27 protein-coding genes and 1 pseudogene are annotated in these 26,533 nt (G+C 64.5%); 16 read left to right on the forward strand and 12 right to left on the reverse strand.

Translation table 11 applies throughout. The features are described 5' to 3' along the window. Positions 1-94 precede the first annotated feature (94 nt). On the reverse strand, positions 95-1,771 hold the full coding sequence (locus JOF47_RS20610; protein WP_342592885.1) for an amidohydrolase: 1,677 nt from the start codon (positions 1,769-1,771) through the stop codon (positions 95-97). A 142-nt stretch (positions 1,772-1,913) separates the two neighbouring features. Here JOF47_RS20610 and JOF47_RS20615 point away from each other — a divergent pair, with 142 nt between their 5' ends. From JOF47_RS20615 to JOF47_RS20635, 5 genes are all read left to right on the forward strand, one after another. Beyond that, positions 1,914-3,485, forward strand: coding sequence for a Na+/H+ antiporter (locus JOF47_RS20615; protein WP_210002431.1), 1,572 nt, complete (start codon positions 1,914-1,916; stop codon positions 3,483-3,485). Between the two features lie 182 nt (positions 3,486-3,667). Then, positions 3,668-4,681 (forward strand): DUF389 domain-containing protein, encoded by a 1,014-nt coding sequence (locus JOF47_RS20620; protein ID WP_210002433.1) that lies wholly within the window; start codon positions 3,668-3,670, stop codon positions 4,679-4,681. 348 nt (positions 4,682-5,029) lie between these two features. Next, on the forward strand, positions 5,030-5,992 hold the full coding sequence (locus JOF47_RS20625; protein ID WP_210002436.1) for an alpha/beta hydrolase: 963 nt from the start codon (positions 5,030-5,032) through the stop codon (positions 5,990-5,992). A 67-nt stretch (positions 5,993-6,059) separates the two neighbouring features. Continuing rightward, positions 6,060-7,076 carry a helix-turn-helix domain-containing protein gene (locus JOF47_RS20630; RefSeq protein WP_210002438.1) on the forward strand — a complete coding sequence of 339 codons (1,017 nt, stop codon included), beginning with the start codon at positions 6,060-6,062 and terminating at the stop codon, positions 7,074-7,076. Between the two features lie 48 nt (positions 7,077-7,124). Further along, on the forward strand, positions 7,125-8,033 hold the full coding sequence (locus JOF47_RS20635) for a helix-turn-helix transcriptional regulator (RefSeq protein WP_245357092.1): 909 nt from the start codon (positions 7,125-7,127) through the stop codon (positions 8,031-8,033). Positions 8,034-8,093: 60 nt separating this feature from the next. On the opposite strand, the gene JOF47_RS20640 is transcribed toward JOF47_RS20635, so the two are convergent. Then, entirely contained in the window at positions 8,094-8,519 is a 426-nt protein-coding gene (locus JOF47_RS20640) for a (R)-mandelonitrile lyase (protein ID WP_210002439.1), read from the reverse strand. Between the two features lie 145 nt (positions 8,520-8,664). Beyond that, positions 8,665-9,705, reverse strand: a complete 1,041-nt coding sequence (locus JOF47_RS20645) for a zinc-binding dehydrogenase (RefSeq protein WP_210002441.1) — start codon at positions 9,703-9,705, stop codon at positions 8,665-8,667. Positions 9,706-10,107: 402 nt separating this feature from the next. Between JOF47_RS20645 and JOF47_RS20650 the strand changes: the two genes are divergently transcribed. Beyond that, positions 10,108-10,314: a hypothetical protein gene (locus tag JOF47_RS20650; RefSeq protein WP_210002443.1), complete on the forward strand. Its 207-nt coding sequence runs from the start codon at positions 10,108-10,110 to the stop codon at positions 10,312-10,314. A 302-nt stretch (positions 10,315-10,616) separates the two neighbouring features. On the opposite strand, the gene JOF47_RS20655 is transcribed toward JOF47_RS20650, so the two are convergent. The 4 genes from JOF47_RS20655 to JOF47_RS20670 all read right to left on the reverse strand — a co-directional run bounded on the left by JOF47_RS20655 (position 10,617) and on the right by JOF47_RS20670 (position 13,041). Next, positions 10,617-10,826 carry a hypothetical protein gene (locus tag JOF47_RS20655; protein WP_210002445.1) on the reverse strand — a complete coding sequence of 70 codons (210 nt, stop codon included), beginning with the start codon at positions 10,824-10,826 and terminating at the stop codon, positions 10,617-10,619. A 629-nt stretch (positions 10,827-11,455) separates the two neighbouring features. After that, on the reverse strand, positions 11,456-11,722 hold the full coding sequence (locus JOF47_RS20660; RefSeq protein WP_210002447.1) for a DUF7218 family protein: 267 nt from the start codon (positions 11,720-11,722) through the stop codon (positions 11,456-11,458). A gap of 187 nt (positions 11,723-11,909) precedes the next feature. Beyond that, the gene (locus tag JOF47_RS20665) at positions 11,910-12,371 is read right to left on the reverse strand and encodes a hypothetical protein (RefSeq protein ID WP_210002449.1); all 462 of its coding nucleotides are present in this window, start codon (positions 12,369-12,371) and stop codon (positions 11,910-11,912) included. 172 nt (positions 12,372-12,543) lie between these two features. After that, the gene (locus JOF47_RS20670; RefSeq protein WP_210002451.1) at positions 12,544-13,041 is read right to left on the reverse strand and encodes a universal stress protein; all 498 of its coding nucleotides are present in this window, start codon (positions 13,039-13,041) and stop codon (positions 12,544-12,546) included. Between the two features lie 430 nt (positions 13,042-13,471). On the opposite strand from JOF47_RS20670, the gene JOF47_RS20675 reads away from it, so the two are divergent. The 5 genes and pseudogenes from JOF47_RS20675 to JOF47_RS20695 all read left to right on the forward strand — a co-directional run. Next, the gene (locus JOF47_RS20675) at positions 13,472-14,128 is read left to right on the forward strand and encodes a PRC-barrel domain-containing protein (protein WP_210002454.1); all 657 of its coding nucleotides are present in this window, start codon (positions 13,472-13,474) and stop codon (positions 14,126-14,128) included. Positions 14,129-14,305: 177 nt separating this feature from the next. Continuing rightward, positions 14,306-14,491, forward strand: a complete 186-nt coding sequence (locus JOF47_RS20680) for a CsbD family protein (RefSeq protein WP_210002456.1) — start codon at positions 14,306-14,308, stop codon at positions 14,489-14,491. 195 nt (positions 14,492-14,686) lie between these two features. Continuing rightward, positions 14,687-15,235, forward strand: coding sequence for a hypothetical protein (locus JOF47_RS20685; RefSeq protein WP_210002458.1), 549 nt, complete (start codon positions 14,687-14,689; stop codon positions 15,233-15,235). Continuing rightward, positions 15,235-15,471 carry a DUF421 domain-containing protein gene (locus tag JOF47_RS20690; RefSeq protein WP_210002460.1) on the forward strand — a complete coding sequence of 79 codons (237 nt, stop codon included), beginning with the start codon at positions 15,235-15,237 and terminating at the stop codon, positions 15,469-15,471. Before JOF47_RS20685 ends, JOF47_RS20690 begins: the two co-directional genes overlap by 1 nt. Positions 15,472-15,486: 15 nt before the next feature. After that, positions 15,487-15,723 (forward strand): annotated as a pseudogene (locus tag JOF47_RS20695) (YetF domain-containing protein); the annotation flags it as partial. A gap of 174 nt (positions 15,724-15,897) precedes the next feature. On the opposite strand, the gene JOF47_RS20700 reads toward JOF47_RS20695, so the two are convergent. After that, a complete protein-coding gene (locus JOF47_RS20700) occupies positions 15,898-16,056 on the reverse strand; it encodes a hypothetical protein (RefSeq protein ID WP_210002878.1) in 159 nt (52 codons plus the stop codon). Between the two features lie 762 nt (positions 16,057-16,818). Here JOF47_RS20700 and JOF47_RS20705 point away from each other — a divergent pair. From JOF47_RS20705 to JOF47_RS20725, 5 genes are all read left to right on the forward strand, one after another. After that, positions 16,819-17,901, forward strand: coding sequence for a carboxylate-amine ligase (locus JOF47_RS20705; protein WP_210002466.1), 1,083 nt, complete (start codon positions 16,819-16,821; stop codon positions 17,899-17,901). 137 nt (positions 17,902-18,038) lie between these two features. Next, positions 18,039-18,449: a TOBE domain-containing protein gene (locus JOF47_RS20710; protein ID WP_210002467.1), complete on the forward strand. Its 411-nt coding sequence runs from the start codon at positions 18,039-18,041 to the stop codon at positions 18,447-18,449. Then, on the forward strand, positions 18,446-19,255 hold the full coding sequence (gene modA / locus JOF47_RS20715; RefSeq protein ID WP_210002468.1) for a molybdate ABC transporter substrate-binding protein: 810 nt from the start codon (positions 18,446-18,448) through the stop codon (positions 19,253-19,255). Before JOF47_RS20710 ends, modA begins: the two co-directional genes overlap by 4 nt. Further along, positions 19,233-20,084, forward strand: coding sequence for an ABC transporter permease (locus JOF47_RS20720; protein ID WP_210002470.1), 852 nt, complete (start codon positions 19,233-19,235; stop codon positions 20,082-20,084). The genes modA and JOF47_RS20720 overlap by 23 nt, the downstream gene beginning before the upstream one ends. Further along, on the forward strand, positions 20,081-21,127 hold the full coding sequence (locus tag JOF47_RS20725; RefSeq protein ID WP_210002472.1) for a sulfate/molybdate ABC transporter ATP-binding protein: 1,047 nt from the start codon (positions 20,081-20,083) through the stop codon (positions 21,125-21,127). Before JOF47_RS20720 ends, JOF47_RS20725 begins: the two co-directional genes overlap by 4 nt. Before the next feature lie 104 nt (positions 21,128-21,231). Here JOF47_RS20725 and JOF47_RS20730 read toward each other — a convergent pair whose 3' ends face one another. From JOF47_RS20730 to JOF47_RS20745, 4 genes are all read right to left on the reverse strand, one after another. Next, entirely contained in the window at positions 21,232-22,944 is a 1,713-nt protein-coding gene (locus JOF47_RS20730; RefSeq protein WP_210002474.1) for an amidase, read from the reverse strand. Further along, positions 22,941-23,975 (reverse strand): agmatine deiminase family protein, encoded by a 1,035-nt coding sequence (locus JOF47_RS20735; RefSeq protein WP_210002476.1) that lies wholly within the window; start codon positions 23,973-23,975, stop codon positions 22,941-22,943. The genes JOF47_RS20730 and JOF47_RS20735 overlap by 4 nt, the downstream gene beginning before the upstream one ends. After that, positions 23,972-25,495 (reverse strand): purine-cytosine permease family protein, encoded by a 1,524-nt coding sequence (locus tag JOF47_RS20740; RefSeq protein ID WP_210002478.1) that lies wholly within the window; start codon positions 25,493-25,495, stop codon positions 23,972-23,974. Before JOF47_RS20740 ends, JOF47_RS20735 begins: the two co-directional genes overlap by 4 nt. A gap of 394 nt (positions 25,496-25,889) precedes the next feature. Further along, on the reverse strand, positions 25,890-26,483 hold the full coding sequence (locus JOF47_RS20745; protein WP_210002480.1) for a TetR/AcrR family transcriptional regulator: 594 nt from the start codon (positions 26,481-26,483) through the stop codon (positions 25,890-25,892). Positions 26,484-26,533: the final 50 nt, after the last annotated feature.

Below are 26,533 nucleotides of genomic sequence, written 5' to 3' on the forward strand. Positions count from 1 at the left end.
GCGGCTCCCGGGATGCGGGCCTTTCCTGTGTCGCGGCACCTGCTCAGGAATGGGCAGCGCCTACGGTGCCTCGTTTTCTACAGTGCCTCGTTTTCTACAGTGCCTCGTTTTCCATAGCGCCTCGCTTGGCGGCATGGTGCCGGCCGCCGACCATGGTCCCGGCAACGCGGATCTCCCCCAGGGCCTCGGGATCGACCGTCAGGGGGTCTCGCTCAAGGATCGCCACGTCGGCGCGCTTGCCGGCCTCGAGGGAACCGACCTCGCCGTCCATCTTCAGCATGTAGGCGGCCCCGAGGGTCACGGCGTGCAGGGCTTCTTCGGCGGTGATGCGTTCGAACTCCCCCAACACCCGCCCGGACGGGGCCAGCCGGGTGACGGCGTGCTTCATGGTCTTCAACGGGTGCAGCTCGGTGACCGGGACGTCGCAGTGCAGCGAGATGGGAACACCGGCCCGCAGCGCCGACCTGGCGGCGTTCATGCGCGCGGCCCTGTCCCAGCCGAGGATCGCATCGGCGTGCTGGTCGCCCCAGGTCCACAGGTGGTTGGAGAAGATGTTGGCGCAGGCCCCCAGCGCGGCCGCCCGACGGTATTGGGCCTGGGTGGTCAGCTGCGAATGGGTGATGGTGTGCCGGTGGTCGGGGCGAGGGTGTTTGGTGAGCACCTTCTCGAGCGTGTCCAGGAACAGCTCGCTGGCCTCGTCGCCGTTGCAGTGCACGTGGATGAGCAGCCCCGCACGATGGAAGGCGGTGAAAGCGGTCTCGAATTCCTCCGGGGTGGTGTTCCACATGCCGTTGGGCTGGCCGCCCAGGTATCCCGGGGCCAGCAGCCGGGCGGTGAACCCCTGGATTGACCCGTCGAGCATCAGCTTGACGTGCCCGAAGCGCAGCTTGGCGGTGTTGTGTCTGCGGGCCTCCGCCAGTTCTTCGGCCAGCCGGGCCGCGGCCGGGCCGGTTCCCAGACCCACCCCGAGCTGGAACACCGAGAGCCGGACCGGGAAGTCTTCGCCGATCACGTCGGCAAAGGGCGCACGGCCTTCGGCAGTGTCCAGGCCCGTGGATCCGAGGTCGGTGATGGTGGTGACGCCGCGGTTGACGGCGTCCTGCGCAAATTGGTTCAGGGTCCTCGGGGTGATGGCGGAGGCGTGGTCGCCGAAGAGGTGCGCCACCAGGCCCATTGCGGCGAATTCGCGCAATTCTCCGTTGGGCGTGCCGTCCGGGTACCTTTCGACGCCCTCGACGCGGCTCGCGGTATCGATCCCGGCGGCCGCCAGGACGGCGGAATTCACGACGGCCACGTGGCCGTTGGCGTGGCCGACCTTGATCGGGCGGGTCGCGGAGATGGCGTCGAGTTCGCGGGACAGCAGGCGGGAATCGGGGAAGTAGATGTTGTCCAGGCCCCAGGCCAGCAGCGGCGTGCCGGGATCGGCAAGCACGGCCTCGGCCTCGCGCAACCGCTCCAGCACCGCCTTGGTGTTCGTGCACCCCGGCCAGTGCTTGCCGTCGGGGTCGGTGCGGCCGAAATACCCCACATAGACCTGGCCTTCCCAGACGCTTGCGGAACCGGCGTGGGCGTGCGCCTCGACAAAACCCGGAAGCAGGACCTTGTCCGCATGGCGCCCGTCAATCATCGTGTCGGGGTACCGGCAGAGTTCCTCGACCGATCCGACGGCGCGGACCAGTCCGTCGCGCACGGCGATCGCCGTGGCCACCGGCCGGGCCGGATCCATGGTCCTGACAAGCCTGGCCGGGTAGATGACGGTTTGCTGGTTCACGTTTCACTCCTGGGCATTCGCGGGGCCGTCTGGATGACACGCTACAGCTCCGGGCCGGTGCGCCCATGGAAGAAAACGACTTCTATTTACCTCGTTGACACATGCGTATGAAAAAATTGCCTGACGGGATAGGGGTTAAGACGTGGAATTTTTGCTGTTGTTGGTTGGCTTGTTGTTCGGAACGGTGCTCGTTGCGGGCCTTGGCGAGCGAATACGGCTGCCCTACCCGATCCTGATGCTCGTGTTTTCCGCCGGGGCGGCGTTCCTGCCCTTCATTCCGGAAGTCCACATCAACCCCGAGCTCATCCTTCCGCTTTTCCTGCCGCCCTTGCTTTACGCGGCCGCCCAGCGAAGTTCCTGGTCGATCTTCCGCCTGCGCTGGCGTTCGCTGGTGCTGCTGGCGGTCTTGCTGGTGGTTGCCACAACCGCCGTGGCTGCCGGCGCGGCCTGGTTCATTGCCCCGGCGCTGAGCCTCCCGGTGGCCATCGCGCTGGGCGCGATCGTTGCCCCGCCGGACCCGGTGGCCGTTGAGGCCATCGCCAGCAAGGTCAAGATGCGGCGCAGGCTGATCACCGTGCTGCAGACCGAGGGCCTGTTCAACGACGCGATGGCCATCGTGATCTTCCAGGCCGCGGTCGCGGCGGCCCTCAGCGGCGGCGAGGTCGGCTGGGAAGTCGTCCCGAAGTTCCTGGTGGGTGCCGCGGGCGCCGTGGTGCTGGGCCTGTCCATGGCCTGGGTTGTCGGAACGCTCAACCGCTTTGTACCCAACCTGGTGGCCCGTTCGGCCGCGACGCTGGTGGCGCCCTACGCCGTTTACCTCCTGGCCGAAGAGGTCCATTTCTCCGGCGTTGTCGCCGTGGTTGTCACGGCCCTGGAACTGGGGCGCCGCGCGCGTCCGCAGGACTCCGAGGAACGCCTGACCCGGACCGCTTTCTGGGATGTCGTGGAGCTGCTGACCACAGGTGTTGCCTTTGGCCTGGTGGGCATCGAGATGCGTTACATCATCGAGGACGAGGGCCGGAACCTGTTCACGTTCATCCCCGGCATCGCAGCGATCTGCATCGCCGTTGTCCTGGTGCGGTTCCTGTGGATGATGGCGATGTTCAAGATGGGCGGAACCGAGCGCAAGAACCACACGCCGGGCTCGCTCAAGGAGGTCCTGGTCCTCACCTGGTGCGGCATGCGCGGGCTGGCGACGCTTGCCCTGGCGCTGGCGCTCCCGACGACCCTGGCCAACGGGGAGCCGCTGGAAGGCCGCAACTTTGTGATCGCCACGGCCTGCGCCGTATTGATCGTGACCCTGGTGGTTCCCGGCCTGACGCTGCCGGCGCTGATGCGTGCGCTCAAGCTTCCCAACGACCATGCCGCGGAGGAACGCAAGCAGCGCTCGCTGGCCCGCCGCGCGGAAAAGGTCGCCCTGGAAACCATGAAGCGCTCGACGGCCGCGGCGGCGCTGCCGCAGAAGCGCCGCGACGCGCTGGCACGCCGCATGTCATCGCTGCACACCATCCTGGAAGCCGACTTCGAGCAGGACCCGGAAAAGATGCTGCGCCTGAAGCAGATCCTCACCATCATGGACGACGTGCAGCGCGAGGCGCTGGATGCGGCCCGCGAGGAAATGCTCAAGGCCCGCAACGAGCCGGGCAACGACCCCGAACTGGTGGACCGCGTGTTGCGCCGGCTGGACCTGCGCACCGTCACCCTGGACCACTAGGCACGGTGATTCGGGGTTCGGGATGCTCCTGATGGAGGCCACCGCGATCCGCGTCGGGGAATCGATGGCTCCGGATGCTACCGGATGGCCGTGAACCCGTATTAGGGTACTCGCAAGGCGCATCTGGGCCCGAACCCCGATGTTGCGTCTGCGCGAGCGCGCCAAGGTTCCCAGGAGGCCCGATGGACAACGACGCCACGTCGATCCGGAACAGTGTCGCGAGCATGCGAGACGCCGTCCTGTTCGAGCCGCCCGAGCGCAGACAACGACTCGACCGGTTCTGGATCCTGCTCATCCTTTCCACGATCATCGCTTCCGCAGGTGTCGTCGCGGACTCAACGGCGACGGTGATCGGGGCGATGATTGTCGCACCCATGCTGCTGCCCATCCAGGGAATCATGCTCTCGACGGTGTTGGGCGATCGAACAAACCTGATTCGATCGATCGCGCTTGTCATCGCGGGAGCCGCCGCATCGGTCACCATCGGCTACCTGATCGGCCTGAGCGTGGCGAGCGAGGTCGTGGCCGCCAACAATTCGCAAGTCGCCAGCCGGGTGAACCCCGATCTTATGGATCTGCTCGCGGCACTCGGAACAGGTGTCGTCGGGTCGATCGCACTCATCCGCCGCGACATTTCCGATACCCTCCCGGGCGTCGCCATAGCAATCTCCCTCGTCCCGCCCCTGGCCGTCGCGGGCCTCACCCTCGAATCGGGGGCCTACTCCCAATCGCTCGGGGCGCTGCTGCTGTTCACCACCAACGTCGCCGCGATCCTTGTAACCGGAATTGCCGTGATGGCCTTCTACGGTGTTGGCCGGGGCCTTCCGGCCGTCGGCCAAGCAGGGGGAAAACAAGCCGGCGGGAAACCTGTCAACCGGCGGCACGCAACTCTTGCCATCGTCGCCATGTTGTTGATCGTCGGAATCCCGCTCACGCTTTCGAGCATCAGCAACAGCCGCAACGCACTGGAGGAAAGCGCCATTCAATCGGTGGCCGAAACCTGGGCAGAGTCCGGCGGATGGGACCTGCTCCAGGTCAACACCGGCTTGGACGGCGTGACAGTGCGGGCCACCGGCCCGCTGCCGCTTCCCGATGCCGCCTCCCTCAAGAAGATGCTCAGGGCGGCCGGAATCGACACCTCCAACATCGACCTGGAACTAGTCCCTTCCTACAAGGAAAATCTCGAGGGCCCCTGAGCACGCCGCCGGCGGCCTCGAAGCAGGCCCGACACCGGGCGTCACCCACGCGAACCGGCAACGCCATGGAGACCATTGGAGGGAACACTATCATTCCGATTTTTGAAGGATTTCCGTTGCAAATTTCCTGCAAGACCAGCGAATCCGCAGACTCAAGGCCCTCCGCTGCTCCCGTTCCATTGGTGCGTCCGATCCTCGACGAGCGACAGGCAGACGGCCCGGTGACCCGCCACGTGGCGGATGCCGATGCCGCAATCGGCCGCGAGTGGCGGTCGCGGCATTCGGCCGGCTTTGCGAGCATTGAACCAGGCCGCACTGTCGCGGTGATCCAACCAATGGAGGTCCACCATGCCCACCTACACCGCGCCGCCGTTCGATCCCGAGCTCGGCGCCGCCCTTGACCTCGTCGCCGGGATCATCCCGCCCACGTTCACCCCGGAGATGATCCCGCTCATGCGGGAGATGCCGTTCGATCCCGCATTCGACGAGCTGGTCGCCAGCGTCGGGGCCGTGCACGAGGAGCGCACGATCCCCGGTTGCAACGGCGATGAGATCGTCGTCTCGATCTACCGCCGTCCCGGCCAGGACACCGCTGGCCCCGGGATCTACCACATCCACGGCGGCGGCATGGTGATCGGCAACCGCTTCGCGGGCGTGCAGTCATTCCTCCCCTTCGTCGCCAGCCACGGCGCCGTGATCGTGAGCGTCGAGTACCGGCTCGCCCCCGAGTTCCCCGACCCCGTGCCGGTGGAGGACTGCTACGCGGGGCTCGTCTGGACCGCCGAAAACGCCGCGGAGCTGGGCATCGATCCGACCAGGATCATCGTCGGCGGCGCCTCCGCCGGCGGCGGCCTGTCCGCCGGCGTCACCCTGCTGGCCCGCGACCGGCAGGGGCCGGCCCTGCGTGCCTCACTGCTCATCTACCCGATGCTCGACGACCGCAACGAGACCGTCTCCTCCCACCAGTTCCAGGGCATCGGCGTCTGGGACCGCGCCAGCAACTTCACCGGGTGGAACGCGCTCCTCGGCGACCGCCGGGGCACCGACGAGGTGTCGATCTATGCGGCTCCGGCGCGTGCCGAGGACCTCTCCGGCCTGCCGCCGACCTTCATCGACGTCGGCAGCGCGGAGGTGTTCCGCGACGAGTGCGTCGCGTACGCCTCCCAGATCTGGGCGGCGGGCGGCACCGCCGAATTGCACGTCTGGCCCGGCGGGTTCCACGGATTCGACGGCCTTGCCCCGCAGGCCCAGGTGTCGATCGCGATGGTCGACACCCGCAACCGCTGGCTCACGCGCATGCTCGAGGCCTGAACCACGCACCTGGTGCACCCCGTCCACGTAGGATGGGGTGCACCGGCGACGCAAGGGGGAATGGGCGATGAAGGAACTTTCGGGCAGGCTCAGCGCCCTCGATCCGGAGGCGAGCGAGTCGCTGAAGGTCATCACCTACTTCGACAAGCTCATCGACGGCCGGGTCGGGGCCGAGGGCATGTTGCGCGGAGCCGCGGTGCTCTGCGGGGCGCCGATCGGCCACCGCCGGGCAGGCCAGGAATCGGGCCGGCGCTTCGCCGCGGACGGCACCGAACTGCATGCCGGACCGCCCGACGGCTGGCCGTCGGCGCCGGCCGGCGAGGGATCCGTCGTGTGGCTCGAACGCGGGGACGCGGCGCACGCCAACGACGCGTTGGTGCTCGAGCGGGTCGCGATTGCGTTGTCGATCCTCTCGAGGCGGCTCGACACCCTGGCACCCACCCGGCGCGCGGTCGAGGTGCTGCTGGCCGGCGATGCGGCGGACGATGAGCGCGCAGAGGCGGCCGCCCGGCTTTCCTTCGGCGCCCATGCGAGAACCCACGCGATGGCGATTCCGGCATCGACTACCCTCTACCGGGCGTTGCCGCATGCGATGGTCGGGACGCGGTTCGGGATCGTCCGCGCCGTGCTCGCGCCGGATGACGGCGCCCCAGCTTCGCGGGCAGGCATCGGCATCGCGGCCCGGTCCGCCGGCGACCTGCGCGAGTCGTGGCGCTCCGCGCTCATCGCGTTGCGGCTCGCCGACGACGAACGCCCCGTGATGCGGGCCGCCGACCTCGGCGCACTCCTTTCCCTAGCCGAGACGGAGGACCAACGTGCCACGGCACACCCCGATGCCCAGGCGATTGAGGATCTGGCCACGGGTCCGTGGACCGTGCGAATGCTGCGTGCCCTCGTTGACGGCGCCAGCCAACGCGCTCTCGCGGCAGAGGCGGGGGTGCACCACTCAACGATGTGTGCCCGCCTGCTCAAGCTGCCAGGCAGTCTTGGCTACGACCCGTCGACTTCGGCGGGTCGCACCCGCCTTGATGTCGCGCTCATGCTGCACCGCCTGGCACACGTACGTTTCGACGACGAACGATAGCCGGCGACGGGTACTGACAGGGCCTCCCGCCCGCGCCACGGAAAGCCTATGGTTGAAAACATGGGAGATGACGTGCGTGCCGACATTCGTGAGTTCCTCGGTTCCCGGCGTGCCCGGGTCACCCCGGAACAGGCCGGCCTGCCCGCGTACGGCGGCAACCGCCGCGTGCCAGGGCTGCGGCGCGAGGAGGTCGCCATGCTTGCCGGCGTCTCCGTCGACTACTACGTGCGCTTGGAGCGCGGCAACCTGGCTGGCGCCTCCGAGAGCGTCTTGGACGCCATTGCTCGGACCCTGCGGCTCGACGAGGCCGAGCGCGAATACCTCTTCGATCTGGCCCGCGCGGCCGGGCCGGCCCGCACCAGGCGCAGCCCCGCGCTGGTGGTGCGCCCCGAGGTGCAGCAGGTGCTCGACGCCATGACCGATGCCCCGGCCTGGGTGCGCAACGGCCGCCACGACATCCTGGCCGCCAACCGGATGGGCAGGGCCCTCTACCTTCCGGTTTTCGAGGACCCGCGCCGCCCCGTGAACACCACCCGGTTCACCTACCTCAATCCCGCGGCCCGCGAGTTTTGGCGCGACTACGACCAAATCGCCAACGACGCGGCCGCGATGCTGCGCCTCGAGGCCGGCCGCAACCCGCACGATCCACAGTTGATACGGCTTGTCGGTGAGCTGTCGACGCAGAGCGAGTTGTTCAGGGAACGCTGGGCCTCCCGCGATGTCGTCTTCCACCGCAGCGGGCTGAAGCGGCTGCACCACCCCGTCGTCGGCGACCTCGACTTGAACTACCAGTCGATGGAGCTGCCCAGCGAACCCGGGCTGGTCATGAACGTGTACACGGCGCCGGAGGGCTCGCCCACGGCCGACGCCCTGCGGATGCTGGCCTCTTGGGCCGCCACCCACGACAATCCGGCCCTTGCCGACCCGTCGATGGTCGGGCGCGGCCGAAACCAGTAAGTACCCGGCACCGGTCCTGATGGATCGGTGCCGGGTACTCGTGTCTGCTCGACGAGTGCGCTACTGCCCCGCGGGGTGCTCGCCGTCGGGGTATTCTTCATCGGTGAGCTTGGCGCCCCACACAGTTTCGGGTTCGTCTGCATCCGCCGGCGCTTCCCACAGGGCCAGGTGGCACATGAAGTTGTCGGCGGTGGCCCCGTGCCAGTGCCATTCCCCGGGCGGGGTGTAGACGGTGTCGCCCGGGTGCATTTCGATCAATTCCTCGCCGCGCGACTGCACGTAGCCCAGGCCCTCCGTGACGTGCAGCGTTTGGCCGACCGCGTGCTTGTGCCACGCGGTGTGCGCGCCCGGGGTGAAGCGCACCAGGTTGAGCCGGGTCCGGGAGGGTGTCTGGCCTGCGTAATAGGCGTTGAAGTAGACGTCCCCTGTGAACCACTCACCGGGACCCTTGACGGTCGGGGGCTTGGGTCGCTTGTGCGTGCTCATGGTTGCTCTCCAATGTTTGACTCTTGTATTTTTGCGCGACCGCGCGGGTGCCCCGGGCGTTCGGCGGACAGGACCATGGCCAGGATCGCGGTCCTGCGGGGCGGTGCGTCCGTCTCGGTTTCAAGGACCTGCCGCAGCGCACCCATCAGAAGGTCACGAGCACTTTCAGCGCATCGCGGTTGTTCATGGCCCGGTAGCCGGCCGGCACGCCATCGATCGTCACGGAGCGGTCAAAGACCCTGCCGGGGTTGATCTGACCGTTGAGCACCTGCTGGATCGCCGGTTCCATGTAGGCGCGCACCGGAGCCGGTCCACCGGTCAGGGTGGCGTTCTTGCCGAACAGCGATCCGAACCCGACGGGGGCTTCCTCATACTGCGGCACTCCCACGCGGGAGATCACGCCGCCGGGCCGCACCACGCCATAGGCCTGCTCGTAGGCCGGCATGTGTCCCACGGCCTCGAGCACCACGTGGCTGCCCTCGCCGCGGGTCAGTTCCATGACCTTTGCGATGCCCCCCTCACCGCGTTCGGCGACGACGTCGGTGGCCCCGAACTCTATGCCCAGGTCCGTGCGGCTCCGGTGGCGGCCCATCAGGATGATGCGCTCGGCGCCGAGCTGCCGGGATGCGAGGACTGCGGAGAGGCCCACTGCCCCGTCGCCGATCACCGTGACGGTCTTCCCCGCCGACACCTGGCCCATGTGGGCCGCGTGGAAACCGGTCAGGTAAACGTCGGAGAGCGTGAGCAGCGACGGGAGCAGCTCGTTTCTCTCGTCGATCCCCGGAACCGACACAAGGCTTCCGTCGGCCTGCGGGATGCGGGCCAGTTCGGCCTGCAGTCCCCCGACCTCGGTGTTGCCGTACCAACCGCCGTGGATGCAGGAGGTCTGGAACCCCTCGCGGCAGAACACGCACGTGTTGTCCTGGAACGCGAACGGGGCGATCACGAAGTCGCCCCGTTTCAGCGTCGAGACGGCGGATCCCAGGTCCTCGACGATGCCGATCATCTCGTGGCCCATCGGCCTACCGGCGCCGGAATGCTGCATGGAATGGTATGGGTGGAGGTCGGATCCGCACACGCAGGAACGAACCACCCTCACGATCGCGTCGGTCGGTTGCTGGATGACCGGGTCGGGCACGTTCTCGATGCGCACGTCGCCCGCGCCGTACATATAGGTGGCTTTCATGGGGTCCTCGGATTCCGGGTTGGTCAGCCGCGGACGATTTTCCCCGCGGCATTTCCCATTACATCCGTTTTAGCGCACGGGAGGCAGTGACTATCGAAACCGGTATTCCCAGACCCCCCTTTCGGTCCGTGCGTCGAGACAAGTCGACAAAATCAACTGCGGCAAATGCGCCCTCTGGTTCGACGGCGAAGGAACCAACAGAGGAAAATACGGCATCGTCGCAAAGGATGGGTTCGGCCATTTGACTATCCCCCACCAGCAAGTCACCCCACACCAAAAATCTGACAGTTGAAATGTCATTTTCTCCAATGGATATCGGTCTGCTCGGTTCCTTGGCAGTGGGCCGATGCTGGCCCACTGCCAGTAGCCGTCTCAAGACGATGACTTTGGACGTTCCAGCTCATGATTCAACAAGCCATCCCAGCCGCACCGTTTGGGGCAGTTTTTAGAACAGTCAGTCTTGAACTGGGGGTTTCGCCAGCCGATGATGAAGAAGTATCAACGAAGAGAACGGAAGTAAGTCTCATGCGTGGAAGCAACCTTGTGTGGACAATCGTTGGCGTTCTTTTGGCCATTGCTTTGGTGATCTGGATCGCTTCAGCAATTTAGGACGTCTTCTATGTGAAGTCATGAAGAAGCCTGGCCAAAGTTGGAGAGGCCACTTCAAAAAGAGCTTTGAATACAAGCATCACGTCTATTCCGAGTCTTCCTGCCCATGATTCAAACCGCTGTCAGCGGCATGTGCGCTGCGGATTTTCGCCGGGCCCCGAGAAAGCCGGTACGGTGATGATTGCTCGGGACAGGACACAAGTGCCTGCCCGCACATTCGGAGGGCCCATTTCCCCGAACGGTACAAGTGAATGCCCGCCCACGACCAAATCCCACGAGGGTTCCGGCGGGGCACACTTCGCCTATGAAGAGGTCAGCGCTCGATGCTCATCCGAGGTCTGGGAGGTCGCGTTCCAGGATGGGCTTTTCGCTTCGTCGATTTGGTCGATAGGCACCCCGTGTTCCAAAGCGCTCTTCACGATCGAGTCCAGCGTCTCTACTCGTTCCCGGAGCAGCACCCGAGCCGAGGCCACATCTTCAGCTGCTGCTCGGATCAGATCCAGCTGGTTCATCGTTCTCCCCTTTCATTGGCATCGAAGCTTCGTGGGCAACGATGCACCCTCCGTTGGCCTGATACGGCTCCCAGCGCGTGGCTTGGCTTCATACCCGACAACGGCTTCAGTAGAAGATCACCTCGGGATTACTGCGCCACCGTCAAATTCTGGTGCTCAGGAATACGTCTAGACCTTTCTGCGCGGCAACGTGTAACTATGGCCACGGGGCATCTCGGAGTGGTCTCCCGCTGCCCCCCTAGATTTCGGACCAAGCTGGCTTAGCTCCCAACTCTCAACTCTCAACTCTCAACTCTCAACTCTCAACTCTCAACTCTCAACTCTCAACTCCGAGGAGTACCTGTGTGTTACTGAAGTATTCCCAGGATTCAAGCGACTCATTCACTCTCGAAGACGAGACCCTGCCCGCACAAGAGTCGGTGCCGGATCCCTTTTATTCATTCCAGCTCCACCGCCGGGTCTGGCTCCTAACCCTCCTTATCCACCATCGCCGGGTCCATTGACAATTCCCTCCCCGGTGCCTCATCCCGGCCCCAGAGGCCCGGACTTGACCTCATATGCCTTTCCTCGAGTAGATAGGCTGCTGGTCGGAGGTTTTAGGTGCAGACCACAACCGGTAGGAGAATCCGCTATGAGTTGCGTAGGGATCGGATCAGTTCGGTCTTGCGTTGTTTCGAGTAACCGGTCAGGCCGATTTCCTTGGCGCGCTCCTTGAGTTCGGGCACTGTCCAGTCCTCGTAGTTTCCGGATTCGCCGCCTCGCTTTGCCACGGCCTTGCGGCCGCCGCGGGCTGCCGTGTTGGCGATACGGGCCGATTTTTGCTTCGAGTTTCCCTCATCCTGCAGCGTCTCGTAGAGCTCTTCGTCCTTGATCGGCGAATTTCCTTGCCTTGGCATCCGGGATCCTCCCAACATTCGCTTCGACCTAGGGTGTCCTTTCGGCTCCACCGTTTCGAATGCCCGTTTAGCCCGAGGCGGCCAACCTGGACATGTGCCAACCCTTCCGAGCGCTTTGAGCAGGGTAAGTGTTCTCTCAGGAGAACGTCACCCTTCCAGTGGACTGGTTTCAATGGCTGCAACGGATTCAATATTGTGTAGCCCCACCATCCCGAGGACCTCTTTCGTCCTCGGTTTTGCGGGGTTGTTCCGGCTGATTGGGATCAGTGGTGTGTTCCTGCCGTGCGTCGGATGCGTCGGCGGGTTGACGGTCACTGATTTCGCCTTCCGGATCAAGCGACTCGGCCTTCGTTGCTTGATCCTGGGCCCGCGATCGGGCTGACTGCGCCTCTTCGACTTGGTTGCGGGCCTCTTCACGGAGGCGCTCCGCATCAATTTCCGCTTGCTGCGCTTCCGCCGCCGACCGTGCAGCTTTGGCTTCACGTTCCCGGGCATCGAGTTCGTCGGCAGCCGCCGACTGGCGGAGATTCTCCGCTCGCTCGTGGTTCTTCTTCTGCTTCCATCGGCGGCCGAAAAAAAATACCAAGCCGAGGATCAGAAGAACGACAACGATGATCGTGATGGTCCATGCTAGCTGGCCCGAATCCATAATTACTGGCCTCTTTTCGATGGCAATAACGGGGATAGAACCAGTAAAGCGCAAAACCAGAACGGATACTACATCAACGCCTACGGCCGTACACTACAGCGGAATGATTCCATTCAATGGCCTCAAGGTAGCTGGCCATCACGTCGGAAGCCGGACAGCACACGATCTTCGATCAAGGATTCCTGACCCTGGCAGCCGCAGGGACCACCAACACCGGTCGGTGCTGGTGTGCGGTCAGCCGGGCGGCAACGGCGCCTTTCAGGAATTCGGATACATAGGCCCCAAAATTTGCTTCCCGTGTCCCCACGACAAACATTGAACCCCGGGCCTCATCCGCCAGACGAACCAGCGCCACCCAAGGTTCCCCGCCCATGATGCGCAAGATCCACGTCGCCGAGCTGTCAACCATCAGGGCCCCGATAGCAGCAAAGATCCCCGCTGCATCGGCACTCATGTCTTCTTCGATCTCCCGCGGGGGAACCGGCAGATCCGTCATCCTGACCGTAAGGTTCATTTCCGTCAGATAGCTCTTGGGCTCCACGTAGGCGAAAATTATTGTCCTTTCTAACTGTTCGGCCAGGAAGGCAGCTTGGGCAACAACCTCTGGATGTTGCCGGGGGATGACCCCGACGATCAGCGGCCCCCGCAGCTCCATCTCATTCAATGACATGGCTACCCTTCCTTCACCGAACAACCCTGGCCGTTCCAGCTTCAGGATGACGGAAAACTCGAACCGACGGAAGTCCCCCCTGTCTGCAACATGGCAGGGACCATGCCGTGCGCCTTGTCAGCAATCGCATCCAGGATGCCATGGCACGAGTGCTTCGCACCCAACCCAGACCAAGCACCAAGCCATTTGCTGAAAAGCGGGTCGATACCTCTGTAGTTGCCCTTGGGCGCATCGGATGAATGGAGGGAAATGAAGTATTGGGAAAATCGCATTGCCAAGGAATCGCTCGTTCGCAAGAATCGGGTCAAACCACCGGGTTCCCTTGATCGGTGTGTGACCCGGTGGTGTCATGGAAGGGTAATCCCGTGCCGGTTCCCTGCTCCCATCCGATGGATCGGCGCGCCCAGGGATTTTCTCGAAAGGCACCATCATGCTGAGCCATGAAGAGCTCAAGGGCCTGCTGGATTCCAACGCCAAGGTCTTCGGTTCCGACGGCGAGAAGATCGGAACCCTCGGCCATATCTATCTCGATGGTCGAACCGGCATCCCCGACTTCGTCGCCGTGCATACGGGATTCCTTGGAAGCACCGAGAACTACGTGCCGCTCAACGAAGCGGAAATATCCAACGGGCAGCTCTACGTGAAATTCCCCAAGGATTTCGTGAAGGACGCACCGAACATCGACCCCGCCGGCGGCCTGAGCGCAGAGGACGAGGAGCGCCTCTACGACTACTACTTCAGGGCCGGCGTGGGAGGCCTGCACGACATGGCCGATCCTGCCCCCCGGCAAGCAAAAGATGAACCCGGCCTGCAGGGGGACCCGGGTGCCACCGCTGCGGGGGAACACACCGTCCACGTGGTTCGGGAACGCCATGTGATCCGGGTTGCCGGTGTGGTCCACGACGACTTTGCCCCCGGGCACCCGCGCCTGCGGAAGGACGCCTTCCCCGGGCCGGGGGAACACCCACCCGGTTCGGTGGACGACGCGATGCTTCCACGCCTGCATCCCGAACCCGGCGAAGACATCGAAGAGCATCCGGAAGACACGCCCAAGCGATCCGGCCGCACCGATCATTTGGGCCCCTAGTGGGCACGTGGGCATGAACATCTTGGCGGGGGACCCCATGCGCCGCAGCCTCCTGCCTTCAGACGTTGGCAACGCCGTTGCCGACCCGCCGGCCCCGGCTGCCACGCCGTGTCTGATCAACATGGCGGTCGATGGACCGGCAAGCATTCCCGCACAACGAATCAAAGGAGTATTCCCATGGGCGCCGGAGACAAGATCGGCAACAAGGCCAAGGAAGCCACGGGCAAGGTGAAGGAGAAGGTCGGGGACGCCACCGACAACGAGAGCCTGCAGGCCGAGGGGCTCAAGGACCAGGCCGTGGCGAAGGCCAAGCAGGCCGGCGAGCACCTCAAGGACGCGGCCAAGGACGTGACAGGCAAGTAGGCCGGATGGACCGGGCGCGGCATCACCCGGCCCCACCAAGCCCACGGAACCGGGGGCCCCTTCGCGTATCGCGGCGTGGTCCCCGGTTTTCTGTCTGGGCCAGCATCCGGCCGGCGCACCTGAACTGGGCTGTCTAGTCAACTGGGCTGATGTTCCAAGAGCTTACTTCCTCGGCGCAGCGTCCTACGATGAATCATGGACAAGGATCCTCCGGCAGTGGACGTGAATCCCCCGGTTTCCGATTCAACGCTCGTGGATGTTGTGGGCCCCGATCGCGATCGGCCCGCAAGAGCCGGACGCCGCGTGTTCTTGGCGGTGCTGACGCTATTCATTGTGTCGGCTCTGGCCGGGGCTTTCGGACGCGAGTCGACCAGTTCAACCGGGCAGTCCGGCAATTCGGTCACTGTCACGGCACCGGCGGCAGTCCGTGCCGGCATGGATGCAAACGTGGAAGTGGCGATCAGTTCCGCACGCATCATGACGGCGCCGATCACCATCGCCGTGGAACACAGCTATCTGAGCTCATTCACGACATTCGGGGCGTCCCCCGCCGCAGCCTCCGAATCCAGCGACGGGAAGTTCCTGTTGTTGGAATTCGATCCTCCCAAGACGCAGCAATTCCGCTTGAACATCGCCGGAACCTCTGCCGAGGACAGCTCCATACACGCTTCGGGGATGTTGAAGGTCTACATCGGGGACGAGCTGGTTTCAACTGTCGAACTCGAAACCTGGAAGGCCTCCTAGTGGAAATCGTTCTCCGCGCAGCCATCACCTTTTTCCTGCTATGGCTGATCACCCGAGCCGTCGGGCGCTCAACGCTCGGCGAACTTAGCTCCTTTGAGTTGTTGCTCTTTATCACCATGGGTGATCTGGTGCAGCAGGGCGTGACGCAGGAAGATCACTCGGTGACCGGCGGCCTGATCGCGGTCGGGACGATGGCACTCCTGACGGTCATGCTCGGCTACGTCAATGTGCGTTGACCCCGCCTCGGCCGCTTCGTCCATGGGTCCCCTGTCGTGATCCTGCATGGGGGAAAGCCAGACATCAAGGCACTGCGCTCCGAGCGAATGGGAATCGATGACCTGATGACGGCAGCCCGAGGTCAGGGTTTTCGCAACTTCTCCGATATCGACCTTGCGGTGTTGGAACCAAACGGAAAGATTTGCTTCTTCGCCAAGGATGAAGGTTCATCATCGGCGCAAGAGGATGCGACAGGCGGGTTCACCTCCTGAAACGGCGCAGAGCCAGCCCCCTAAATCATGTCTTGGGAGTCAGCGACCACACCTGCGGAATTCTTCAAGTCGAGCCGACGACGCATCAATGGCAACACCATTCTGACCGGCAACGACACGATGGCCGCGCGTCCTCGGAACGCGGGCCCACGTGCCGGCCGGGAATCTTCAAGCCTAAGCGCTCCGGTGGCCTGACATCGATCGCATGATGAACATGACCGCCGCGACGATGAGGCACACAATGCCCACCCAGAGCAAGAACTGGAGGGACTGCACGAAGCCGCCGGTGAACAACAAAATGACGGCCACAACCGCAATAATGATTGGTAACATGACGGACACCTTTCTGGTGAATGCGGAAAAAATCGTCACCCTCATGGTAGATCCGTTGTCAGTAGGTGTCTGTTGTTCGTTCCCGACTTTTGGAAGAATCTTGCTCCCTAGACCCGGTCATGTAGCGCTTTTACCAACACTGGTCTGACGCTGGATGCATGGATCCCCGGGCCCACCCATTAGCTATTGAACACCCCTGTATTCATGGCGCATCATTGATATGCGCAATACTCGCGCCACCCGAAAACTTCTTCTTTTCGAAGGAATCCTCCGAGAACAAGCCCATGAACGCTTCACATGTCACCGCGGCTAGACACAGTCCAGGCCTGCTAGCGTCACCTCTAATCGATCGTCCAAGCGCCGTCGTCCAAATGCACGGAGCGTATCCGACCTGTGATCTCTGCCAGACGGACGAGTACTTGGTCTATGAGCGCGTCCGTGCCGTGAGAAATCCTGCCGATGGTGTGCCGACCTTGTGGGATGTTGACTGTTGGTGCGGCAAGTGCGAAACGTTCTATGGTTTCCGGACAATCCGCCCACCCAAGGATCCCCAAGTTGTGCTGGCGAGAATGAGCCCTCCCGGCGGCACAAAGCCGATCCATCGCCTCTAGACGCCCGAGCCCCACGCGGTCACTGTGAAATCGTCGTTCGCGGTCGCCCGATGCCTCAAGCGTCTCTTGGCAACGCGGCTGTGCTCGAAGGCACCCGAGCCAAGCCGCCTCCAAAGAACCCGAACTCGCCGAGCGAAAGCAGGTACGTCCCATGCGTACGTTTGGCATGGAGGAAGAGTTTTTCATCGTCAGCCCGCTCACCGGGTTGCCCTGTGCACCTCCGGCAGCGGCGCGGGCCGCGCTGCTGGCACTCACGGTGGGCGGAACCACCACCGTCGGTGAATTCCTCGCGTGCCAGGTGGAAAGCAACAGCCCGATCTGCACGGACCGAGCCGAGGCCCTCGACACGGTGCGCAGCTACCGGGCGGCCTTGTCGCGGGCGGCGACCGACCTGGGCTTCCAGGTGGTTGCGCTGGGCACCCCCCCGCGCATCCCCAACGCCCCGGCCGTCGTGACGCCGACCGACCGGTACCGGGCCATCACGTCCCTGTGCGAAGGGATCGCCACCGAGCACTACGTCTCCGGCCTGCACGTGCACGTATGCATCGAGGACCCGGAATCCGGCATCATCGCGCTGAACGAACTGCGCCGCTGGCTCCCGGTCCTGACCGCCTGCGGCTCCAACTCGCCCTACTGGCGCGGAAACGACAGCGGCTTCGCGTCCTGGCGGAACATCCACTACCGCAGGTGGTCGGTCCAGGGAATCCCGCCCCACTTCGCCGGCCTGCAGGACTACGAACGCCGGATGCAGTACATGCTCGACTCCGACGTCGTGCTGGATCCCGGGCACATCAGCTGGGGTGCGCGGCTTTCCACGCACTACCCCACCGTGGAGGTGCGGGTGGCCGACACCCAGATGAACGCCTCCAACACCGTCCTGCTGGCGCTGATCGCCAGGGCGCTGGTGGACACGAGCATCAACGGTGCACCGCCCGGCCTTCCGCCCTTGGCCGAGGCCCTGGACCTGGCCCAGTGGCAGGCGGCCAAGTTCGGCCTGCACGGCAACCACCTCGATCCCCTCGACGGGACAAGGACCTCCGCCGCCGGGATGCTGCGCAGCCTGATGGGCTACATCCAGCACGCCCTGAAGCAGAACGGGGACTCCGACTACGTCGCCGCGGGCCTGGCACGGCTGCTGGAGCATGGAACCGGCGCCGGCATCCAGCGGGACCGTTTCCACCGGGGAGGATTCAACGCCGTGCTGGACGAAGCAGCCGCTGCCATCGCAAACTAGCCGACACGCTCTGGACCCACATCGCCTGCGAGCCGAATGCCGAGCGAGCGCTCGCACGTGCGCATCTCAAAGAAACATTTATCCCGATTTACGGAGTTTGATACCATATTTCTCCGCATTTGGGAGAGTATTGGGCTATGCCAAAAATTCGAGTTTCCGAAGCAGCACGCTTCCTGGGCGTCAGTGACGACACCATCCGCCGGTGGACGGAGAACGGAACCCTTGAACCCCACAAGGACAGCTCCGGCCGGCTTGCCGTCGACGGCTTGGAACTGGCGCACCTTGCACGCAAGCAAGCCCAGCACCCGGACGACCCGGCGCAGGTGGTCTCATCGGCCCGCAACCGCTTTGTCGGCCTGGTCACCGGCATCACCGCCGACACCGTCATGGCACAGGTCGAGCTTCAATGCGGTCCGTTCCGGGTCGTTTCGCTGATGAGCAGCGAGGCCGTACGGGAGCTGAATCTTGAACTCGGCTCCATCGCCACGGCCGTCGTGAAGGCAACCACTGTCATCATCGAAACCCCTCAGGGAAAGGGCATCATATGAGAAATCTTCGCAAGAACATCGCGGCCGTCTTCGTTGCCGGCGCCTTTGCTGCCGGCCTCGCCGGCTGCTCGACGACCACCACGGAAAGCCCCTCGCCCAGCGGTTCGGGAGCAAGTGCGTCCACCGGTTTGTCCGGATCGATCACCGTGTTCGCCGCAGCCTCACTGAAGTCGACGTTTACCGAGTTGGCCAGCGACTTCGAATCCAAGAACCCCGGCACCAAGGTCACCTTGAGCTTCGCAGGATCCTCTGACCTGGTCACCCAAATCACCCAGGGCGCCCCGGCCGATGTCTTTGCCTCGGCAGACACGAAGAACATGACCAAACTCGCCGACGCGAAACTGGTCGACGGCACCCCAGTCGACTTCGCAACGAACGTCCTTGAGATCGCCGTTCCTCCTTCCAACCCCGCCTCGATCGCATCCTTCGCCGATCTGGCCAAGCCGGGCGTCAAGGTCGTCATCTGCGCCCCGCAGGTTCCCTGTGGTGCAGCGACGAAAACCGTCGAGGAAGCCTCCGGCACGACGTTGAAGCCGGTCAGTGAAGAAGCGTCCGTCACCGACGTGTTGGGGAAGGTGACTTCCGGCGAGGCCGATGCCGGTCTGGTCTACGTCACCGACGTCAAGGGCGCGGGCGACAAGGTCAAGGGAATCCCGTTCCAGGAATCGGCCAAGGCCGTGAACACCTACCCGATCGCCACCGTTGAGACCAGCAAGAACAAAGAACTCGCCGCGGCATTCATCGACACGGTGACGGGCAGCGAAGGAAAGAAGGTCCTGACCGATGCCGGATTCGGCACTCCGTAAGGGCCTCGTCCACCGACGCGGCGGCACCGGATACACCGCGGTGCCGCCATGGGTTTATGCCATTGCGACGGCGGGGGCCTTGTTTGTCATGCTCCCGCTCGTCGCGATGGTGGCCAAGGTCAATTGGTCCCAGTTCATCCCGCTGATCACCTCGGAGTCATCCATGACGGCCCTCGGGCTGAGCTTGCGCACCTCGACGGTCAGCACCGCCCTGTGCATCGTCCTCGGTGTTCCGCTGGCGCTGGTGCTGGCCCGCGGGAATTTCCCGGGCCAGCGGCTGTTGCGTGCCTTCATCCTGCTGCCGCTGGTCCTTCCGCCCGTGGTCGGCGGCATCGCGTTGCTCTACACCTTCGGCCGCCAGGGGCTGCTCGGCAAGAGCCTTGAACTGGCCGGCATCCAGATCGCATTTTCCACCACGGCCGTCATCATGGCCCAGACCTTCGTCGCGCTTCCCTTTCTTGTAGTGAGTCTGGAAGGCGCCCTGCGCACCGCGGGCAGCCAATACGAGGCCGTTGCCGCAACCTTGGGCGCACGCCCCACGACGGTCCTGCGCAGGGTGACGCTCCCGCTTGTCCTCCCCGGCCTTGCCTCCGGAGCCGTGCTCTCCTTCGCCCGCAGCCTGGGTGAATTCGGGGCGACGCTGACCTTCGCAGGCAGCCTGCAGGGTGTCACCCGGACCCTGCCGCTGGAAATCTACCTCCAGCGCGAGACCGATGCCGATGCCGCAGTTGCGCTGTCCCTGGTCCTGGTTGCGGTGGCGGCCGCGGTCGTAGGCCTTGTCTACGGCAGCCCGCGAAGGAACGTGGCATCAATGCAGGTGGCGCAGTGACGTTCCAGTTCGAAGCCACGCTCGATGCCCGAAACTTCAACGTCTCGCTGGCCCTCGGTCCCGGGGAGACCCTGGCCGTGCTGGGTCCCAACGGCGCCGGCAAGTCATCGCTCCTTTCCATCATCGCCGGCCTGCTCCGCCCGGATTCCGGAAGGGCAGTCATCGGGGACCGGACCCTGTTCGACCTCAGCTCGCACAAGCCCGTCTGGGAGGCGCCGCATTCCCGGGGAACCGCACTTCTGGCACAAGAGCCCCTCTTGTTCCCCCACCTCAGCGTCCTCGAGAACGTGGCATTCGGCCCCCGTAGCAAGGGCGAAAAGCCCGCCGAATCCAGAAAGGTGGCATCCACCTGGTTGGCGGCAACCAACACCGGCGAACTTGCCTCACGACGTCCCGGCCAGCTCTCCGGCGGCCAGGCACAGCGGGTTGCCGTCGCCAGGGCCCTCGCCGCGGGACCCGACCTGCTGCTTTTGGATGAGCCCATGGCGGCCTTGGACATCCACGCCGCCCCGCAGATGCGCCGGCTGCTCAAGCGCGTGTTGGAAGGCCGCAACGCCATCATCATCACCCACGACATCCTTGACGCCCTCATGCTCGCCGATCACGTGCTCATCATGGAGAACGGCCACGTCACAGAGGCCGGCCCGACCAGGGAGGTCCTCAACCGGCCCCGCAGCCGGTTTGCAGCGGGGCTCGCCGGCCTGAACCTCATCACCGGAACGGTCACCGCAGAGGGAATCACCACTCCCTACGGAGATGTCTCGGGCACCAGCGAGGGTCAGCTCATCCCGGAGGAATCGGCCACCGCCGTGTTCCCGCCGTCTGCCGTCTCCGTGTTCCTGTCTCCCCCGCACGGCAGCCCGCGAAACACCTTCGAGGCAACCATCACCGACCTTGAGCCCCACGGCGACCACATCCGCATCCGGGCCGGCGACCTGTCTGCCGACATCACGCCGGCAGCCCTGGCCGACCTCGCACTCGAACCCGGCACCAAGGCATATTTCTTGGTCAAGGCCACCGCCGTCACCATCTACGCTGCCTGAACAAGGCTGCTGCCACTTCAAAGGTTGGATGCTCATTTTCCAACTGGTTGTCGCCGGGAGCCCCGGCTCCCGGCGACAACCAGCGTTTCGCTACACCGTGGCTTCTAACTTGTCAGCGGCGGCGGGGTGCGACGCAACCCCGTGGCCTCGAAGGACGCAGCCAGGGCGAGCAAGGCGGGATCGTCGTATGGTTTCCCGGCGAAAGTGAGCCCGACAGGCATGCCGATGTCGGCCATCGTGCCCATGGGCACCGTGACCGTCGGGATGCCGAAGTGGCGGATGACGAGGTTGCCGTTGGCAACCCAGACCCCGTTGCGCCATCCCAGTTCGGCGGATACCTCGTCGACGTCCATGTCTGCGGGGCCGACGTCCGCGACGGCCGGGAACAGCACGGCGTCGAGTCCGAGCTCGTTCATCCACTGGTCGAAGTCCAGCGTGCGGGTCTCCTCAAGCCCGTGCAGGCCCGACTCGAGATGGGGGATTTCCGTCAGCGAGGCGTACGGATGAGTGCGCACCTGTTCCGGGAAGCCGCTGATATTGTCCTCGAACCCCTCGTACGCGTCGGGCAGCGCACCCTCGGGCTCCGGGAAGATCAGGTTCCCGTCGACATCCGTGAGCGTGTTGAACGCCGGATCGTTGTTTGCCTGCAGGAAGTCTTCCCAGGCCCACGCCGCAAGGTCGACCAGTTCCTTGTCCAGGAATTCCCGGCTCACGAGTCCGCGGGTGCCGATCGTCGGGGCGCCGGGACGGTCGGATTCGTAGTTCGAGACGATCGGGAAGTCGACCTCCACAACCTCGGCGCCGGCGGCCTCCAGGTCGCGGCGGGCCGCTTCCCAGAGCTCGATGACCGAGGCACGAGTATCGATGCGCTGTCCGGTCGGCCCGCCAATGCCGCGACCGCTGCCGGCGCCGGCCTCCGCATCGGCGTTGATGTACATGCGGGGAACCCCGAACCGCTTGCCCTCCAGCTCGATGCCCGCGGCCTGTCCCGGGGCCAGCGCCCGGTACGACTCCGGGCGGTGCTCGGATGCTCTGGGCAGCTTGAGCCAGGGCTGGACACGCCAGAAGTCTCCGCGGGGTTCCACGTCATCCACGACGATCAGTTCCAGCAGTTCCAGGAGGTCGGCCATGGTTCGGGTGTGCGGAACGACGACGTCCATCGTCGGCACCAGCGGCCAGTTGCCGCGCGTTGAAATCACGCCGCGGCTGGGCGTGTAGGCGCACAGCGCGTTGTTCGACGCCGGAGCGCGGCCGCTCGACCAGGTCTCCTCACCCAGGCCGAAGGCGCCGAATGATGCGGCGGTGGCGGTGCCCGAGCCGTTCGACGACCCGGAGCCGAAAGCCGAGGTCAGCCATTCGGGGTTGTAGGGACTCTCGGCGCGGCCGTAGACCCCTCGTTGCATGCCGCCGTTGGCCATGGGCGGCATGTTGGTCAGCCCGATCAGGATGGCCCCGCCGGCCCGCAGTCGTTCGATGGTGAACGCGTCGCGCTGGGCCACCAGGTGCTCAAACGCGGGCGATCCCGCAGCCCCAGTCAGGCCCTGCGCCAGGTAGCTGTCCTTGGCCGTGTAGGGAATGCCGTCAAAGGGCCCGAGAACCCGGCCGCTCGCCCGGCGGGCGTCCGAGGCCTCGGCGTCCGCGCGGGCCCGCGGGTTCATGACCACCAGGGAATTCAGCGCGGTCGCGGTGCCGGGGAGATCGTAGGTCTCGATGCGGTCGAGGTAGCTCTCCAGGAGTTCGACGGCCGTGGCCTCGCCCGATTCGAGGGCGGCACGGAGCTGGGCGATGGACGCCTCAACGACGTCGAAGCGGCTCATGCGGTGACCTTCGGCTGCTGTTGGGTGATGCAGTGGATCCCGCCGCCGTCGGCGTAGATCGGGCGCGCGTCGACCGTCACTGCGCGGCGGCCCGGGTATGCAGCCTCCAGGATCTCGCGGGCGCGGGCGTCGGCTTCCTTCTCGCCGAAGCCGCAGGCGATGATGCCGCCGTTGACCACGAGGTGGTTGACGTAGCTGTAGTCCACGAAGCCTTCCTCGTCCCGCAGGACCTCCGGGGCCGGAAGCTCGGTGATCTCGAAGCGGCGGCCCGCGGCATCCGTCGCCGCCGAGAGCAGCGCGTGCAGGTCCCGGGTCACCTGGTGGTCGGGGTGTTCGGGATTGAGCTGGCTGTGCAGCAGGAGCTTGCCCGGCGCCGTGATCGTCGCGACGATGTCCACGTGCCCGCTGGTCCCGTAGTCCTCGTAGTCGCGGGTCAGTCCGCGCGGTAGCCAGACCGCCTTCGCGGCACCCAGGGTGCGCGCCATCTCGGCTTCGACGCGTTCCTTGTCGGCGTAGGGATTGCGGCGCGGGTCAAGCTGCACCGTCTCGGTCAACAGCACCGTGCCCTCGCCGTCGACGTGGATGCCGCCGCCCTCGTTGACCATCATGGAACTCACCAGTTCCGCGCCGGCCGCCTCGGCCACGAAGCGTGCGTTTTTTCCGGATTTCTCCCAGCGGGCCCAGCTCGGTGCGCCCCACCCGTTGAACACCCAGTCCACCGCGCCGAGCACGCCCGGGCGGTCGTCGTCGATGACAAACGTCGGCCCGTGGTCGCGCATCCAGCACTCGTCGATGGGTGTTTCGAACAGCTCGATCTCGGAGCCGAGCATGCGCCGGGCCCGAGCCATTTCGGTCGGGTCCACGAGCATCGAGACCGTCTCGAATTCGGCGGTGGCGTGGGCGACCGCCGCCCACGTCGCGTAGGTGAGTTCCCGGCTGGCGGCGTCTCCGCCGAGTGCGGGACCCTCGCAGGGGAACGCCATCCAGGTGCGTTCGTGCGGGTCGGTTTCACTGGGCATGCGCCAGGTCATCGGTTTACCTCCATGGTGTTGTCGGCGGACGCGGTTGCGTCCGTCATTTGGATGTCGTGCACCGCGCCGGGACGCAGTCGGGGGTTCTTGAATGGTTTCGTGGTGAACCACAGCAAGGCGTAGATGGCACCGCCAATAACGGGCCCAAGGATTGCGGAAAGGTCGGCGCCTCCCATGGCTGCGGCAATGGGACCCGTGTACAGGGTGGTGTTCGACATCATGATGGCAATCACGGTGCCGATGACCTGGGCGGAGACGCCGGGCCAGAACACCCCGTGCGAGTACCAGAACGGGCTTCCGCGCCGTTCGTCGTTCAGCGCCAGGCCGTTGTAGTTGTTGCGCCGGAGCAGGATGTCCACCGCGTAGATCGCAATGAGGGGGCCGAGTATCGTCACGGTCAGCTCGAGCGCGTACTCCATGGTCTCCAGGAAGCCGGGAGACATGAATGCCAGCCAGAACGAGGCAAGCGTTGCGATGAGGCCGGTGACGATGACCGTGGTGACGCGATGGACGCGCACCCCGATCCCTTGCGCCGACAGGCCAGCGGAATACGAGACCAGCGCGTTGTTGGTGATGCTTCCAACCACAACGATGCAGAGGAAAACCGGGGTGAACCAGCCCGGAACGATCTGGCCGATGGCCAGCTGGGGGTCCGTCATATCGATGGCCGTCGCCGCGAAAATCCCGATCAGGCTTATGAATACGGTTGGGATGAAGCCGCCAAGCGCGGTCCACCAGAGAACGCCATGCTTGGAGGCGTTTTCCGGAAGGTACCGCGAGTAGTCGGCGCCGGTCCCCCAGGACAGCGGCCCGGAGGACACTATGGCGTAGCCCAGGAGGAGCGTCGGCCAGCGCTCGGCGGCCGCAAGCTCGGTCGGCTCGTAGGAGAAATCGGCCGCCTGCATGACAAACACGGCGAGCGCCACGAAGGCGACGGCGAGCGCGGCCGAGAAGTACGGCGAGGCCGTCACGATCGTGGCGTGGCCGTAGATGCTCAACACGAAGCTAAGGAACGCAACAACCAGAAGCACGACCCACTCGATTCCCGCGGGCACGGGCAGGCCCAGCACGTCGAGTAGCGCCAGCGATGCGAAGGTTGCGACCACGATGTTGATCACCTCGTAAAACAATCCGATGACCAAGCCCTGGCCCGCACCGAACACCCTGTTGCCTCGGATCCCGAACATCGCCCGCATGACGGTGACGCTCGGTGTTCCGGAGGCCGGTCCACTGACGGAAAGCCAGCCGACGGCAATCCACCACAGGTTCCCGATGATCGTGACGACGACGGCTTCCCACACCGAAAGGCCGATGAGTATCAGCAGACCGCCAAAGGCAAACGACAGGTAGTTGACGCTACCGCCCATCCAGACCCAGAACAGCTCGAACGGGCGTCCAAGGCGCTCCGGCCCCGGAATGAAGTCCAGCCCCCGGGTCTCGATGTGGCCGGCCCTGTTGGTGTCTTCAAGGGCTTCGCCCGTGGCGGAGGAATGGGCGAACGCCTCGGATTCCCGATTCATGTTGCACCTCTTCGTTGAGAGACGGACCTTATTGATCGTTCGATCAATACGATGTGCAACGTTATGTGGGACGGGTCACTCTGTCAACATGTGGACGTCTTCAAATGGCCCGTTCAGGGCCGCCAGAAGCCGTCGGGGATACTTAAACTGCACCCCTCGAACAGCGGAATCACGGGCCCGATTCTTCGGATGCTTGCCGAACTTGGGAGTGCGCCGCGCACGCCAAAGACATTGCTCTCATTCCGGAATGGAATCGCCGGCTGCCCGTCATCTCCGGTCGCACAAGCGGGCACGACTGGGGCACCCCCCCGAGGCAATGGATCAAATTCACCGACTCAACGCGCTCCGAGGGCAGCCACATTCAATCCCTCCCGGGAAGGTTCGGCGGATAGATTTATGAACCAGACAGCGCGCCTGCCGGCAGGGAAAGCTCGCTCTCCACGAGCTGCCGCAAGAAGTTTCCGAGCCCCGACGAATCCTCGTAGTTGACGAGGGAATGGGCATTGAGCCCGTCGATGAGGCTCAGGATATGGGCGGCAACTGCGTCCGGGTTTTGACATTCGAACTCCCCCGACGCGATTCCGTGCCGGATGGAGGCGCTCACCGCCACCTGCCAGTTGTCGAGCTGCAACCTGACCTCTGCCGCAAGGTCTTCATTTCTGCGCCCCAGCACCAGCGCATCGAGCCATACCGCAGTGACTTCGAGACGCGCTTCGCCGAGCAGCCAATTGACCAGCGTCTGCATTCTTTCGAGTTCGGACGATTGGCTGTCCTGGATTCCCTGAAGCGTCGATAGTTCTTCCCCCACGAGGGAGCTGAAAGTTTCGATGACAAGGTCGTTCATGACGGGGAAATAGTGAGCCACGAGCGAAGACGCCGCATTGGCTTGCTGGCCCACCGACTTGAGGGTCAGCGCCACCAAGCCGCTCTCGATCGCCACTTCACGGGCAGCATCAACAATGGATCGTCGCCTGTCTTCGGGCGACATTCGGATTCGAGGACCGACCGGTCGAGACAAGGACATGCCTGTGATTATAG

This window comes from Paeniglutamicibacter kerguelensis (assembly GCF_017876535.1).
In the GTDB taxonomy this organism is placed as follows: Bacteria; Actinomycetota; Actinomycetes; order Actinomycetales; family Micrococcaceae; genus Paeniglutamicibacter; species Paeniglutamicibacter kerguelensis.